A 15,185-nucleotide genomic window follows, 5' to 3' on the forward strand; every position below is an offset into this window, starting at 1 on the left:
GACAACCCCGTTCGTCGTCACGCGGGTCACGTTGCCGGTGGCTGGGTCGGTGACAATGACTGTGGCTGCCGGAAACTGCGGGGCATAACGAGTGTCAGCATCCGCTTTCACATCTGCGAGAACCTTCGCCTTCACCGACGTCGGAAGATTCGAGTCGTCGTCGACCGTGACGATCGCACGCGCCATGTCACACACCTACTTTCATGTAGTCGAGCACCAGATCAGCCATGGCGTTCTCGCCGGCCTCGTTGAAATGGACACCGTCCGCGACGTACAGCGACGAACTCGACAGTCGGCCCCGCAGATCGAGCGAGCGGACGCCGAGCCCCGCCGCGGTCGAGACGATGTTGTTGCCGTACGCGGTCCACGCGGTATCGGGGTCCGGGCGGACGATGAAGACGATCTCCATCTGCGCGGACGCCGAGCGGAGGCGCTCGACGATCGTGGTCATCGCGGACGACATCTCGGCCTGTGTCCGACCGGTCGACTTGTCGTTCGAGCCGAGAGTGATCAGAGCAACGTGCGGGTCGTACGCATCGATGAGAGGCAACGTCGACTTGTCGGACCCCGTCAACCATCCCGCCACCTCGAACGCGCGGATCGAGGCCTGCGACAGATTGACCTGTGTCACCCCGGCACCCTCGTCGCCGACATGCTCGATGATGCCGAGGATCGCAAGACCGACCCCGACATCACCGCGAATCGACACCGTCGCACCAGGATCGGTGATCCTGGTGACGATCCGGTCACCGACCGAGGACTTCGTGATCGACGACCCGGCATTGGCCGCGGTGATGACCATGTTGCCGCTGTATCCGGTGGTGAGAACATCGACCGCCGTCACACCCGCCGAGAGGGTGTAGAGCACCTCGTCGGCATTGGTGGCATGCCCGCGCTGCAGCCACAGCGAGCCCGGGATGCCGATCTGGAAGTTGAGTGCATCGAGTGACCGACCGGCCGGGAGGCGCTGCGCGGTGTCGAACGAATAGCTCCCCGGACCCACCGGCGGCGACGGCGGAATCCAGCCCCGCCCACCGGCAGGACGACCGAGCTGAGACCGCAGGAGCTCGGCGAGACGCTGCGGCCACACCTTCGCCCACGAACTCGGCCCACCCGGCGAGCCGAACCCGTCGTTCGTCGAGTCCCCCAACGTGAGCAGCTTGAGCCGAGTCGAACCCGACGCCAGCGCTGCGGACTTGTAGTAGCTGCTCGCGGCCGCCAACGCACCATCCGTCGCGACCGCACCGCTAAAAAAATAGAGACCGGGCCGAGACGAATCCGCAGTCAGCGCCGGTGCGTAGCGCTCGTCCGCTTCGGCGTCGGTGATCGCCGAGGCCACCTTCTCGCGCACCGCCGGTGCCAACTTCGCCGCGTCGATCGAATCGGCCGGCACCTCCCCACTGCCCGCCGGCAACGGCACAGGAACACCGACCGGCACCTGACCACCCGGCTCGCCCGGAGCCTCGCGATAGAACTGGATCCCGTCCTCGACGATCTCGACACCCGAGAGCGAGAACCCGGCCGGGCCCTGCACCACACCAGTACCCGAACCCGGCACGTTCACCGGCTGCACCGTCGTCAGGTTCACGATCGTCGGATTACGGCCCGCGACCAACGCCGCGTCCGGATCGTAGACCGGGAGCACGAACGCGAACTGCTTACGCACCACCTGCGCACCGTTGAGTCGCAGATCGAACGAGGCCTGCCACTTCCAGTTCGTCGGATTCGTCGCCTCGTTCGGAGCGAGCAGCATCACGTACGGCAAACCACGATGCGTGAGTCGACCGTTGACGTACTGGCACGTGACCGGCTGCACCGACAACCACTTCGGCATCGTCGGCACCCGGATTCCTCCCGCCGACTCAGCGAGCATCGGCTCCATTTTCACCGACCCCGTCAGCGCCACGTCGTCGGGAAGGTCGTCGGAATCGAGGCCGTCCATGACGAGTCCGCCGATCCAATCCTCCACACGCCCGTACTGCAACACCGGTGACGTCATGCCGATCCTTCCTGAGCTTCGACAGCGGGCACGGTCCCCGGCTCGGGGACGATCTGACCTTCGAGAACGGGACCGATCCCGGAGTACGGTTCGGCCTCGGGCACCACGAACACCGGCTCGTAGGCGGGCAGCGGTTCCACCCGGCCCGCGAACGAAATATCCGGAACATCGGTTCGGGTGATCACCAACATCTCGCCATCGCGGTGCGCGGTGTACTCGAACCCTTCTTCGTCGGAAAACACAGCTCGCATACGACCTGCTCCTATTCGGGGTCGGGGAGGTCCTGAGCCAGGATGTATTCCCAGCCACCGGAATTGAGGAAATCGGACCGGCTCAATCCGAGTTCGGTGTAGCGGTAGGCAGATCCGCGCGGAATCGCGTTCGAAGAGTCTGGATAGGTGAGAACCGGTGTCCACGTGTCGGTCCCGGTGAGCTTGAACACCGTGAACACGTTGCCCTCGGCACGCAGTTTGAAGACGTCGCCGGAGTTGACCGTGAAGTCCTGCGACGTCAGCACACCACCACCGAGCCATGGCCGATACGCCAATGTCACACCTGTGGAACGGACTTCGACATCGACATAGCTGCGGACGCGGAGATACGCAGGCCGCGCGGTCGGCGTCCGGATCTGCCCGGACACCTCGTGATTGTCACGCGCCATCTTGGCCGTGACCCGATATCGGCGGCGGCCGTTGTCGATCAGGCCGCTCGGTAGCATGATCGCACCCGAGACCACCACGGCTGCTGCGCCCTCCTGACGTGAGAGCGTGGGTGGAATCGAGCCCGAGGAGAAGTCCTCGAAATAGATAACCCGCTCGGGCAGTGGAAGATTCGCCGGTTGCCCGATCCCTATCCACAACAGCGGTGCGGCAGGAGTGAACGTCAGTGACGACGCGGCGATCGTCGACTGTTCGGTGATCACTGACGACGAGATGATGCGATTGGCGATCTGCGACGGATACAGCAACGCCTCCCGAGAAATCGGTGCGTTGTTGATCTTGCCGACCAGCTGCCGCTGCGTGTTAGTCGGACCCGGCTGATGAACAGCCAGCCACACCGACTCGTTCGCCTCGAACACCAATTCGTTCGGCAGATTGTAGATCTGCTCCCCCGGCCCGGTGATCGCCGCGGACTGGTCCGGGGAGACATGCTCGATCAACACCGAACCGTCGTCCGGATTCATCCGCCCGATCAGAATGTAGAGCGGGTTCGGCGACGACGCAGGAATACTGCCCAGCGCGTACACGACCGAACCACGACCACCCGGCCACAGCACGCGAACAAATCCTGCCTCGACCGAGTTCTGCGGCGGCAGATACACCGGATCCGATTTGGTCACCGCGAAGCTGTCGTTGTGCCCGTGAGGGTCGAGCGTGGTGTCCCCAGTACGGGTGCCGGTAGTGCCGCGGACGTGATCGTGGGTGCTCCACCCCGAACCGGACGTATTCGACACGCCGCCGGTCAGACCGTTGACATCCCTATCACGCGAGATCTGAGGAAAAGTGCACTCGTGGTTGGTCATGCACTGGTGGTACGGGACAACCGGAAGTCCCTTCTGCACACCGATGATCGCCGCTTGCACTGCGTTGACCTGCTGCTGCTGAGCCGCACCGATCGCCGCCGCAGCCGCCTCGGCCGCCGACGTCGCGGCCGCGGTGGCGTCCTCGACGACCGTGCCGATCGCTTCCTGCGCACCCTGCGCCGCCTCGAGCGCCGCACCGGCATCGGCCTTCGCATCCTCGATCGCGGTGAACTCGCTACCGCGGATCGCGAAACCGGTGAGGCCTGCCGAGAATTCCGGTGTGGCACCGAAGAACCCGGTCCACGTCATGCAGGAGAACATCGAGAACTTGTGGTTTCCGTCGACAGGGAAACCCGACACGTCGTCATGGACGATCAGCTCGACGCCGTCAACGACCACCACGTAGCGGGCGTCCTTCATCCGCAGTTCCGGAGTGGACGAAAAGCTGTAGGAACGTTCGTCGTTCGCCTTCCACAGCGACCGCGTCATCGAGTTGCCCGACCGCGTGAACCGGCCGAGCTCGCAGTGCCCGCCCCAGAAGTCGACGTACACCCCCTCGGTGCCGGCCGCGTTGCACCGGCCGTAGATGCTCGTGCGTGCCCGCGTCGCGATCTTTCCCGACTTCGAGAGCGGGTGCACGATCGCGATCACCGAGTAGTTCGGCGACGACGCCGCCTGCGGACACAACGCATACTGTGTCCCGTCATCGACGAGACCGAACGGTGCCGACTGATTGAGCTGAGCCGCCTGGTCGATGATCTCCAACGACTGGCCATCGCCGAACTGCACCCACACCGGAACGACACCGGGGTTCGGAGACCCCAGCGAGGCTGCGTTGATGCGGTTGAAGTTGTCGGAATACTCTGCGCCCGCGGCCATCCGACCTTCGAGGGTCTGCACCCGCGCCGACAATCCGGCAGTGAGCACCTGCGCGGTGTACTCGCGGTCCTGCGCATCCGGAGTGTTCTCGAAACCCTGATCCCCGGCCAGCACGCCACCGAGCGCGCGAAGGGTCTCCGAGTTACCGATCTGAATACCCTTGGGCTGATCCTGATCACGGCCGTTGTAGCCGATGTCCGGATTGTTCGGCGCGAAGTATTCGGGCACAGGCCTACACCGAAACCGGGATCGGGCGGACCCGAAGATAGGCACGTTCCTTGCGGGTCTCGAGGCGGGTCTGGGCCGTCGTCTCGATCTTGCGGGCGATCAGGAAGATGTTGACCGCGGTGTTCTTCGGGACGATCGTCGACGACGACGTCGGAACGGAGATCGTCTCCTCCGCCGCGCGCGAGAGCACACGCGGGATCCACTGATTCTGGAACGAGGTGATCGCAATCGCCGGACCACGCGCCAGCAGAGGACCGGACACCGCACCGAGTCGGCACTCCAAGTCGATCCGGACGTTGGCGGTGGTGAAGAACTCGACCATCCCATCGACCTCCGGCTCCCACGCGAACGGCTGCGCCGGCATCGGCATGGTGACGATCGAGACGTACTCCCCTGCCCACCCGTTGCCCGAGTTCACCGCGAGCCAGTCCTCGGCCGAGCCTGCCTTCTTGTAGACACCGGGAGACTGGAAGATCTTGCGGGGACCCCACTTGCCGTCGGACCGCTTCGCGAGCACGTCGCCGGTGACCGCCGCGGTGTCGTCGTCCTCGTAGTCGGTGGCTGCCTCGACCGCCGCAGCGGGACCGGGCACCGTCGACGGCGCACCGGTGTCGCCCTTGCGCAACACGAAGTCGGCGGCGTAGGCACCCGGCGAGATCTCCTCGAACTCCACCGACCCGTTGCCTTCGGTCGTCGAGGTCACCGACCGCACTGCCAACGTCGGGACAGCGCCCGTGTCGCCCTTGTCGCCGAGGTAGTTGGTGAGGGTGTCGAACTTGACCGGCCCGCCGGGGTACTCCTCGACGACCATCTTCACGTCGCGGGAGCCGTCGACCCGCCAGCCGTGGCCGATCCACTCCGGAGACAGCGACCCGATCGCCGGGATGTCGGCCGGGATCTGCGCCCGATGAATCTGCACCGGTGTGCCGTCGCGGCCTGCGTCGCCGGGGTCGCCCTTGTAGGCGAGGACATCGACATCCATCTCGCCGCCCTCGATCTCGGCGAGACCACGACCCGTCGTGCGGATGTTCCACTCGTCGTGGAGTCGCAGCTTCAGGGTCATGGGAAGTGTGAAATTGAACTCTGCCATGTGGAACGCCCTTCCGATAACAGCGGGAACCGAGAAGATCAGTCGAGCTCGGCAGGTTGGGGTGGCGGTACTTCGTCGCGCTCGGCGAACACACGCCGAAGCCGCGCGATGTAGGTGCGGGCCGCGAAGACGATCCGGTCGAGTTTGGTGATGGTCCGGGTGGCCTCGTCGAGCTGAGACTGCAATGTGGAGATCCGACGAAGCAACTGCCGTTCGCGCTCCTCGTGCTCGGCCTCGATCTGTGCCCGATCGATGCGATGCTGGGCTTCCATCTCGGCCCTGTCCCGGCGACGGGCCGCCTGCTCGAGTTCGAGCTCCTCGTCAGTCGCGTCGAGCTTTGCCTGCACCGATGCGAGCTCGTCCATCTTCTTGTTCGATCGTGTCGCGAGAAACCCGACGATGATCGTGCCGACGGCTGTGATGATGCCGCCGAACGCGGAGATCTGACTGGCATCCACTAGCGATGACCCCTGTCCCGACACCCGATCGCGATGCATATATGCAGCACCCCAACGAATGTCGCGTACGTCCCGTGCACCACCGGCACGGGTGGTTCGGTGAGCACTGCCGATATCAGAATCGATGAGCCGTACAGCACACTGACTCCGGCGGCCGCGATATGCGCGTTCACGAACCCGCGTCCACGAACAGCCGCCACCACCAATGCCAGTGCAGTACCGAAGAACACGGCGCTCCACAACGGGCCAATCGATTCGATGTAGGCGACCGCCGACACCTGCCCCGGCAGCAGTGGACGCCGCACCAGTGACTCCGGCATCGTCGGCAGGTACAACACACCGATAGTGGCCTGCATGATGCCGGTCGTCGCGGCAGTAAGCCGCGTGCCGAGCATCAATCTGCCCGGTGCTCACCGCGATTGCCGAAGTATGTTCCGGCTTCACGCGCTCGATCGAGAATGTCTTGGATGTCGGGCGGCAGTGTTCGGATTGCAGCCTCGGCCCGAGTCGACAGTTCCCCGACGACAGCCTCGGCCGCATCGTGCACTCCGTCGATGTAGGACTGCTGCTTCTGATCTGCGACCAACGGTCCGACCTTGGCCATCGGCGTGACCAACCTGCGTGCCCATTCGGTTGCGCCCCAGCCGCCGACCAGGAACACGACGCCGAGGATGATCTGCACGACCGAGTCTGAGAGGTAGCCCTGCCGAACAATCCATCCTGAGCCCAGAAGGATGAATGGGTGCAGGCGATTTCGCAGCGGCTCGTCGGTGCGCAGTCGAGCGAGGAACGCGAGAGCGTATGCGGCGAGTCGCCGCAGCGCGCTCACTTCTTCACCGTCGGATCCGCGATGTTGTTGGCGGCGAGGAGCGCGTCGAGCTTCTTTTCGATCCGATCGTTCTGCGCGATCGCGAAGTTGTTCTGGAAGATCACCCGCGCCACGCCGTCGACGAGGCTGCGCCGCGGTGCCGTGTGATCGCCGAGTTGCTCCCAACCCTTGCCGTCGGGGCCGAGGAGCTGCGTCTGAACCTCTGCTGCACTTGCCATGTCATCCTCCTGCGGAAGTAACGCGTCGCCGAGTGCGAGCGCGCGGTAGTAGAACTTTCGGCGATCGTCGATGCCGTTCTGCCCGCCGTTGACGGCGCGCGTGGCACCGATCAGGTCTTGCCGATCGGCGTAGTCGTTCATGTTTCGGGCGACGGTCCAGTACCAGACGGCTCCGAGGAACCCGAACTCGTCGCCAGCGAGAGCGTTCGGGTCATCGACGAAGAACGTCGGCGTCGGAACGAAGCCCTTGGAGTACGCCCACTCCGACACCTTCGTATGGTTGTAGCGGCCGGTGATCTGAATCGGACCGTGGCCCTTGAACCGCTTCCCATCCCCGGGTTGCGTGTTGCCGAGATCCTTGCGGCCCTCGTATGCGGCCCCCGACGCGATCTCCTCCATGTGCAGCAACCCACCGGACTCGTGCCCGATTTGACTGCACCACATCGTGACTCGAAGTACCGTCGTGCATCCGGCTTGAATCAGCGCGCGATTGAACGCCGGCGCGAGTTCCTCGTAGCGTTCCATCGAGACGCGGTTGTCCATCGCTCGTGCGAGCGTCAGCGCGTCCATCAGCTCGGACCGGTGAACTGCTCGAGGTTCTCGGCCCACGTGACCGACTCGTCCGGTACTTGCTCGCCGGGACTGAGCGCCTCACCGAGCCATCGGATCGGATCGACGCAGCCGGGCCGCGAGCCGCCGTTCGCCTGCACCCAGGTGCGCTCGTAGCACTCGAGGTGCAGGTGCGGATCGACACCACCGTTCGAGCCGCCAGGGCCACCGTCGGGATTGATCCGCGCGATGCGCTGCCCACCGGTCACGACGTCTCCGACGCGACACTCTGGGATCACGTGCCCGTAGACGGTGAACCCGCCACCCGCCTCGACAGGATGGTCGATACGGACCCACTGCCCGAAGCCCGACGCGGGGCCTGCCGAGACGACCGTGCCCGCAGCGCAGGCGAACACAGGATTCCCACCCGATCCACCCTGCCGGCCGAAGTCCACGCCCCAATGCCAGCCCGGGTACGGGTTGCTGCGGTAGCCGAATCCACTGTAGGTGCGAAACCCGGGTTCCATCGGAAAGTAGCGAGTCATCAAAGTCCGCCTCAGTTCGTTGCGAGGGTCATGGCGTTGAACATCGAGAACAGTCGCTTGAACCGTTCCTGATTGCGCTGCTGCGGCGACTTCTCCGGCTCGTCGTCACCGATGACCGAGTCGACGATCACGCGGTCTTCGCGGGTGTCGACCACCTCGATCGACTCCACCCGATCGGCGAACATCTCGCCTTCGTCCTCCCACCCGACGAGATGACCGATGTCGAAGTCACGGAACGCCGCGTGCGGGGCCCAGTCGATGATCGAGACCTTCGCTCGCCGCTTACCGGCGATGTCGAAGATGCCCTGATCGGCGCGTTGCTTGGAGGAGAACGTATATCCGGCGGAACCGCCGTTGATGAACTTCTCCGGGCGCGCCAGCGGGCCGAGCTCGCGCTTGGCCTTGTAGTTCGTGGCCTTCATGAACGCGAGGAACACGTCGTCGAGGATCGTCGACAACGCACCGGCGACTGCGCCGATGATGCCGCCGAGACCACCGATCGGAATCGACAGCGCCGTCAGCGCCGCGGTGGCCAGCGCGATGATCCCCTGCTCGATTGCGAGCTGGAGCAACTTGTTCAACCAGGTGGGACTCTTACCGCCGACGATCACCGAATAAGCCTGTGGGTGAGTCACTTCCAGCGTTGCATCGATGATTCCCGGCGAGTCCTCCGTCCAGATGCACGACGGGATCTCGGTCTGCTTGAGGTGGGTGGAGATCTGCTCGGCCAGCCCGGGCAGGAATCCGCCGATCAGCGAGTCGACACCGTCGGCGATCATCTGAGCGATCGTGTTCGCGAGCCCGTCGAGCGGAGCGACACCGGTGTTGATGCCACCGGACTTCGGCCTGTCGACCACCCGCATCCACACCTGCGAGGACAGCAGGGTCACCCGGTCGGAGGGCTGCTTGTCGCGGCCCTTGATGAAGAAGCCCATCTCGATCATGACGTCCGAGTCCTTGAGGACCGGATCGAACAGTTCCTCGAGCGAGACCATGCGAGCCTGCATCGTCGTCCACTCCGAGCGATCGGAGAAGAAGTCGTACGGCAGCAACGTCACCGGGCACTGGCCGGTCCGGAACTTCAGGCGGATGAAGTTCCGTCCGGAATACCAGTGGATGCCGCCCTTGAGGGGTCCGACCCACAGATCCTCCGGCGGGAACTGCACCTCCTCGAACCCGGGGATCGGCATCGGGTAGGCGTAGATGCAGGAGAGGAAGATCTTCGAGTCCACCAGGGTGACGGTGATCGTCTTGTTTCCCTTGATGCCCTTGCGGACCGCGGTGTCGACGAACCCGTCGTAGTGCTCGTCGTTGTAGGTGATCCGCACCGGGATGACGGTGGTGTCCGCCTTCATCAGCAGGTCTGCGAACTCCGTGGACCCCGGCAGCAGTATCTTCGCCGGGCCGACACCGCGGCGCTGCTTCTTGAACCGTGCCTCGCCGTAGTCGGTGACCATGCCCAGCGGCACCAACTGCGGAGTGAAGACTTCCACACTGAACTCGGCCGCCGACCCGCGCCGCGGTGGTTCGTCGAGCAACTCACGCCACGCCGCCGCCGACCACGAGTCGAGCGGAACATTCACGGGGTCGAGCACCGGTGCGGTCAAAACGGCCTCCGTGATTTCGGTTCGATCGTGAACACCGCCGACGACGCGGCGTTGCCGCCGATGCACTTGAGACGAGACATGTCCATCCGCCGACGGCCCGGCACCGCGTTGTCCTTGAGGAACCGTTGTCCGCCCATGTCGCCGTAGAAGTTGTTGCGCATGTTCGACTTCGGGCGCACCGACATGTCGGTGTGGATCACCACCACCTCACCCGGCTTGAGGTTCGGAGTGGTCACCACCTTGTCGCTGACACCGTCCGGGAGCTGGAACACACCCGGGCCCTTGATGGTGATCACCGGCATCGCCTTCCGGTCACCGGAGTTGTAGAGCGACTTCTTCGTCACCGGCTGGCCGTTCGCCCACGCGAACTCCTCCGGCAAACCCATCCACCACGACTTCTCCACCACGACGGGGATCAGATACGGCTGGAAGCCCTCGAACACCGGATCGACCTCGTGCTCGACCGACGGCATCGCATCGAGACGGAAGTCGCAATACTTCACCCCGCGTGGGGAATTGACGTACAGCCGAGACTGAAACTCGTACCAGATGTCCTGCCAGAACGAATCCTCGACCTTGTGGATGTGCGAGCCGTGAATCTTGTGGACGTACACCGGGATCTTGAACCGGCGCGGTTCGATCACCGCACCCAGCCAGATCGCGCCGTCACCGCGCGCGGTCTCGAACCACTGATGCTTGGCTTCGGGCTCGACGTAATCCGCCCACCCCTCGGCGAGCACCACCCCGCCGGACTCACGACCGACGAGGTGGTGCTCGGAGAGATACCAGGCCCGCTCCGGAAGATCTGCTGCTGCACCAGGACCCGCAATCACCACGTTCGCGGTGCCCTCCGGAAAGAACGTCACGACTCCCCCAACCGAACACTTCGCGACCGCCACTCATCTTCGTACGCGGCCTGACGGACACCCTTGGCAACTTCGTTGCGGTCGGCCCCGTACTGATTGACCGTGATCTGCCGAGCCTCCCGCCGTTCCGGAGCCGACCGCTGCGGAGCCATCCGCTCCGCACGCGCCAACGCCAACTCCTGCGCCACCGACGTCCGCATCGACCCCGTCAACACCTCCTCGGTCTGACCCGACATGTTCAGACCCAGCTCGCCGTGCTTCCACAGACCACCGGTGTCGAACAACTTCGGAGTCGGCGTCACCAGCCCCTTCGCCAGCAGCTCGATCCAGTCCGGAGTGCCCGGCGTGGCCGGCAACTGACCGTCGAGTTCTTCACTGGTCGCAGGCTTGGCGGTATCGAGCAACCTCGCATTGTCCTCGAGATGCTGCTTCTGCAAATCCGCCAGACCCGACACCAGCGCCACCCCGGCCTTCGCGAGCGGGCCCATGTTGTCGGCCTCGTAATAACCGAGCACATCGGCGATGTTCTCGGTCACGAAGTCCCCGACAATCCCACCGAGCGCCGACGACCACTGATCGGCCGTCGTCAACGCACCCGTGCCGGATCCGGAACCACCTGCCGCGGACCCCTTCGCCGCAGCATTGCGCGCGCGCTGCAGCGCCCGGTCCGCCGCCGCCTTCTCCTCCGGTGTCGACTCCGGATCGTTGTAGACCTCGTTACGCCGTGCGTTGGCCTCGACGACTGCCGCCTGCGCATCCTGAGCCGACAGCTCCTCGTCGGACAGATTCGTCGTCAGCTCCGGAGCCTGCGGTGCCGGTGGCTCGTTCAGCCCGCGCGCCGCCGCCTCCTTCTTCGCCTCGAGATCCTTCACCTTCTGCTTCGCCCGGTCGACCTTCGATCGGGCCTGATCCTTGTCGGCGTCGGACTTCTTCGGATTGCCCAACGCCGCAGCGAGATCCTCCTCCGCCTGCGTGATCGCGATCCGAGCCGAATCGAGCGCGAGTTCGTCCTTCTCCGCCCACGTCGCCTTCCTCGACCGCGAACCACCAGAAGTGGTGTACGAGCTCACAGAGTCCAGGCCCTCGATCCCCGCAGTACCGGGAGCACCCGACGTCGACGGATCGTACGGTGGGGCGAACAACTCCCACGGCAGGTAGTACTGGTTGGTGAACTGCGCATCGAACGCGCCCGCAGCACCGCCACCCATCTGCATGTTGCCGTTCGCTCCACCGGACTCGAAGTTCACCGACTGGCCGTTGTTGGTGACCGTCGCGGCCATGTGCTCCTCGTTGGTGCCGACGACGAACGGTCCCGTCGTTCCCGGCACCAGACCCGGCCACTCACCGGCCAGCAGCGAATACGTCGTGCCCAATCGGCCCGACTCGCCCTGACCCATCGCGGCCTTCTGCAGGATGGCAACCCAGCCTGAGCAGTCCGCCGCGCTCACAGTCGCCGCACCCCAGCCGTACGGGTTACCGTTCCCGCGGCGACCGAGATCGAACACCCGGTCCAGCGCGCCGCCCTCCGCGAACCCCGGCAGCGCCAGGTTCCCGTTGAGCAGGTCCTCCATCGGCAGAGCGTTCATGTCGAGCATCTGCCGGAACCGGTAGACGTTCTCCTGCCCACCCATCGCCTGCACATCACCGGCGTCGAGAACATGCTCGCCGGTCGACCCACGCCACGCACCGAACCCCGGCGTGTACATCAGCATCGAATCCGACGTCGACGTCCCCGGACCGACCAATGCACCACCAGTCGCACGACGCGGAGGATCGATCAGCACAGGTGCGACCGGACCCTGAACGCCGTTGGCGTTGAACGCAGCTTGCGCACGCGCCGTCGCCTGCGCGTCGATGTTGATCATGACGGTTTTTTGGATCCCGTCGACGCTGCGGGCGATCGCGTCTATCGCCGCAAGTGCCTCGGCGTTGGGTGCCGTGATCCGGATAATGCCGGGCTTACCGTTGATGTTCTCCTCAACGGTTCCGCCGACAGCAAGGATCTTGTTCTTCGCATCTTCGGTGAGCGCATCGACCGGGATGTCGACCGGCTGACCGACGGAATTGAGAAGGCCCGCCAGAATCGCGATCTGCTGCTCGACCGTGTCCGCTCCGCGCAGGCTCGCGAGCATCTCCAGGTTCTTCGGAACCAGACCCTCAGCCTCGATCATTCGATACAGGGCCTCGACGCTCACGCCTGTCGAAACAGACAGTGCCCGAAGCGATTCGTCGTTCTGCGCCCACACCGGTGCCAGGTCGCCACCCGACTCCGCTACCGTGACCGAGGCATCCTTGATACGCAGGAGCTCATCTCTCAGACGAGAACCGTTGGACGAGGCGGTGTTGACTGCGCCGTCCTGCCCGATGAGCGCATCGCCCCATCCCTCGGCCGCGTCCCACACGTCCTTCGTGGCCTCAGCAGTGGCACGCACCTGATCGTTGTACGTCTGCAAGGCGTCGGACAGTGGAATCGGTTTGCCCGACAACACATCCAACGCGGTCTTCATCGCGTTGATACGATCCGTCGCCGACGACGACTCGTCGGAGAGAACCTTGACCGCATCACGGAGATCGAAGAACCCGGGCGTGGTGTTCTGAGCGGATTCCTTCGCCCGGTCAACCTCCGCCTTCAATTCCCTGAGGCGCGCAATGGCGTCGGCCCCACCGTTGCTGGTTCCTTCCAAACTGGTGACCAGAGACTGGAACTCGGCATCACTGCCTGAGGATGCAGCGGCCAGTTCCTCGTTCGACAACTGCAGTTCGTCGAAGGACTCCTTGGTGCGTGACGCGGCGTCTGCCAGTTGCTGCTGCTTATCGATTGCCGCGGAGGCGCGCTCGCCGGTGAGTACCGAGAAATCCCCCTTGCTGAACAGATCTCCCAGGTCCTTGCCGACATCGTTGAGTGGCGCGAAGAAGCCCGGTGCGGTCTCGGCGACACTTGCTGCTTCGTCCCGGACGGCACCGATTTGCATCGCCAGAGTGGACAACACTGTGTCATCGACAGCGCCCAGGGATTCCTGGAAGGCCTTGGCCATGTCGCGTTGCGCAACGGAGACAGCAGCGGCCGACGTGGCGACGGCTTCTTGCTGGGTGTCGGTCTTCGCCATCTCCTGCGAGATTTTGCCCACCGCGTATGTCGCGGCCATGATGCCGACCATCCACGGGCCGCCGAGCACACCGATCGCACCCTTGGCCGCGGACGTCATACCGCGCAGGCCTGCGACGGCGCTGCCGCCGATGACGCCGCCGAACTGGGCGGCTCGCGCGGCACCGTTGCGTAGCGCCGACGTCAGTGCACCCGACTGGCCTGCGGCTGCCCGCTGCTGGTTCGCGAACTCGCGGGTGCGGGCGGTGACACCGCGGTAGCCCTCGGCCATGTTCCGGACCGCCGGCGAGCGACGCTCCAACGTGGCGAGGCCGGCTGCCAGTTCCGAGAGTGGTTCCGCGTTCTCCTCGAGCGCACCCGCGAGATCCTCGGCGTCGCCGGTCAGAGCCGAGATCGGGTTCGCGGTGTCGGTGTCGGAGATCCCGGACAGGGCCTGCTCCATCTGCAGGTCACCCATCTCGCGGCGGAAGTCCGAGATGGAGTCGCGCCAGCCGCCGATCCGCTCACCGATGGAATCGTCGAGACCTGAGAACTTGAGCGCACCGAGACCGACGGCGACTGCCTGCACCGGCCCGGGCAGCTCGGTGAAGGCACTGACCAGGTCACCGACGAATCCCGCCACCGGGGCCATCGCCTGGCCTGCGGATTCGAGACCGTTGATCAGGCCGGGGGTGGTGTTGGTGACGAACTCGGCACCCTTGGTGATCAGGTCTTCGAGCGGTCCGTCGACGAGGTCGTAGATGCCGAGCGCGAGAGTTTCGGCGGCATTGCCCGCGGACGCCATCGCGCCCGGTAGACCCTTCGTCTTCGCAGCAGCAACCTCGGCGGCCGCGCCCTGACGCTCGACCGCGGTACGCATCGTGTCGTAGCCGGCCTGTCCCTGCTCGGCGGCGACACCGGCCAGACGCATCGCATCCGACCCGAACAGCGTTGCGGTCGCAGCCTGATAGAGCTCCGGAGACATCGACGCAGCAGCCTCGTCGAGCTGACGGAACAACTCCGACATACCGACGAACTGTCCCTGCGCGTTGTAGACCGTGAGACCGAGATCTTCGATCGCGCCCTGCGCCGGGTTCGACTGATCGGTCAGTGCCAACAGGGTCGACTTCAGCAAGGTACCTGCGTCGGAGCCCTGGATGCCCGCGTTCGCCAGGACGCCGAGGGTGGCCGCGGTGTCCTCGATCGACATGCCGAACTGGTTCGCGACAGCACCGGACTGAGCGAGACCCATTGCCACGTCGGTGATCTCGGCCGACGACGCGTTCGCCGAGTTGGCGAGCACATCGGAG

13 protein-coding genes are annotated in these 15,185 nt (G+C 64.9%); all 13 read right to left on the minus strand.

Going from position 1 to position 15,185, the window contains the following annotated elements; translation table 11 throughout:
• Positions 1-186: hypothetical protein (locus CH296_RS29365; protein WP_218830280.1), on the minus strand; the 186-nt coding region annotated here is incomplete at its 3' end.
• Position 187: 1 nt separating this feature from the next.
• Positions 188-1,999: an SGNH/GDSL hydrolase family protein gene (locus tag CH296_RS27930; protein ID WP_094686227.1), complete on the minus strand. Its 1,812-nt coding sequence runs from the start codon at positions 1,997-1,999 to the stop codon at positions 188-190.
• Positions 1,996-2,250 (minus strand): hypothetical protein, encoded by a 255-nt coding sequence (locus CH296_RS27935; RefSeq protein ID WP_094686228.1) that lies wholly within the window; start codon positions 2,248-2,250, stop codon positions 1,996-1,998. Before CH296_RS27935 ends, CH296_RS27930 begins: the two co-directional genes overlap by 4 nt.
• 11 nt (positions 2,251-2,261) lie before the next feature.
• Entirely contained in the window at positions 2,262-4,628 is a 2,367-nt protein-coding gene (locus CH296_RS27940) for a hypothetical protein (RefSeq protein WP_094686229.1), read from the minus strand.
• A 4-nt stretch (positions 4,629-4,632) separates the two neighbouring features.
• A complete protein-coding gene (locus tag CH296_RS27945; protein WP_094686230.1) occupies positions 4,633-5,718 on the minus strand; it encodes a hypothetical protein in 1,086 nt (361 codons plus the stop codon).
• A gap of 38 nt (positions 5,719-5,756) precedes the next feature.
• Entirely contained in the window at positions 5,757-6,176 is a 420-nt protein-coding gene (locus CH296_RS27950) for a hypothetical protein (protein ID WP_094682326.1), read from the minus strand.
• Positions 6,176-6,532 (minus strand): hypothetical protein, encoded by a 357-nt coding sequence (locus CH296_RS27955; protein WP_256980611.1) that lies wholly within the window; start codon positions 6,530-6,532, stop codon positions 6,176-6,178. Before CH296_RS27955 ends, CH296_RS27950 begins: the two co-directional genes overlap by 1 nt.
• 38 nt (positions 6,533-6,570) lie before the next feature.
• Positions 6,571-7,005 (minus strand): hypothetical protein, encoded by a 435-nt coding sequence (locus CH296_RS27960; RefSeq protein WP_094686231.1) that lies wholly within the window; start codon positions 7,003-7,005, stop codon positions 6,571-6,573.
• Complete coding sequence (locus CH296_RS27965) at positions 7,002-7,793, minus strand: hypothetical protein (RefSeq protein ID WP_094686232.1); 792 nt, start codon at positions 7,791-7,793, stop codon at positions 7,002-7,004. Before CH296_RS27965 ends, CH296_RS27960 begins: the two co-directional genes overlap by 4 nt.
• Positions 7,793-8,317 (minus strand): M23 family metallopeptidase, encoded by a 525-nt coding sequence (locus CH296_RS27970; RefSeq protein ID WP_094686233.1) that lies wholly within the window; start codon positions 8,315-8,317, stop codon positions 7,793-7,795. Before CH296_RS27970 ends, CH296_RS27965 begins: the two co-directional genes overlap by 1 nt.
• A gap of 11 nt (positions 8,318-8,328) precedes the next feature.
• The gene (locus CH296_RS27975) at positions 8,329-9,924 is read right to left on the minus strand and encodes a hypothetical protein (protein WP_094686234.1); all 1,596 of its coding nucleotides are present in this window, start codon (positions 9,922-9,924) and stop codon (positions 8,329-8,331) included.
• Positions 9,921-10,790 carry a hypothetical protein gene (locus CH296_RS27980; protein WP_094683096.1) on the minus strand — a complete coding sequence of 290 codons (870 nt, stop codon included), beginning with the start codon at positions 10,788-10,790 and terminating at the stop codon, positions 9,921-9,923. Before CH296_RS27980 ends, CH296_RS27975 begins: the two co-directional genes overlap by 4 nt.
• The coding region (locus CH296_RS29370) for a phage tail tape measure protein (RefSeq protein WP_094686235.1) at positions 10,787-15,185 on the minus strand (4,399 nt) is incomplete at its 5' end. The genes CH296_RS27980 and CH296_RS29370, both read right to left, overlap by 4 nt.

This window comes from Rhodococcus sp. 14-2496-1d, assembly GCF_002259365.1.
In the GTDB taxonomy this organism is placed as follows: domain Bacteria; phylum Actinomycetota; class Actinomycetes; order Mycobacteriales; family Mycobacteriaceae; genus Rhodococcoides.

What these genes read in the sequence shown, in the direction of transcription:
- CH296_RS27930 (WP_094686227.1), bottom strand. Translation starts at nt 1,999, where the DNA reads ATGACGTCACCGGTGTTGCAGTACGGGCGTGTGGAGGATTGGATCGGC.
- CH296_RS27935 (WP_094686228.1), bottom strand. Translation starts at nt 2,250, where the DNA reads ATGCGAGCTGTGTTTTCCGACGAAGAAGGGTTCGAGTACACCGCGCAC.
- CH296_RS27945 (WP_094686230.1), bottom strand. Translation starts at nt 5,718, where the DNA reads ATGGCAGAGTTCAATTTCACACTTCCCATGACCCTGAAGCTGCGACTC.
- CH296_RS27955 (WP_256980611.1), bottom strand. Translation starts at nt 6,532, where the DNA reads ATGCAGGCCACTATCGGTGTGTTGTACCTGCCGACGATGCCGGAGTCA.
- CH296_RS27965 (WP_094686232.1), bottom strand. Translation starts at nt 7,793, where the DNA reads ATGGACGCGCTGACGCTCGCACGAGCGATGGACAACCGCGTCTCGATG.
- CH296_RS27970 (WP_094686233.1), bottom strand. Translation starts at nt 8,317, where the DNA reads ATGACTCGCTACTTTCCGATGGAACCCGGGTTTCGCACCTACAGTGGA.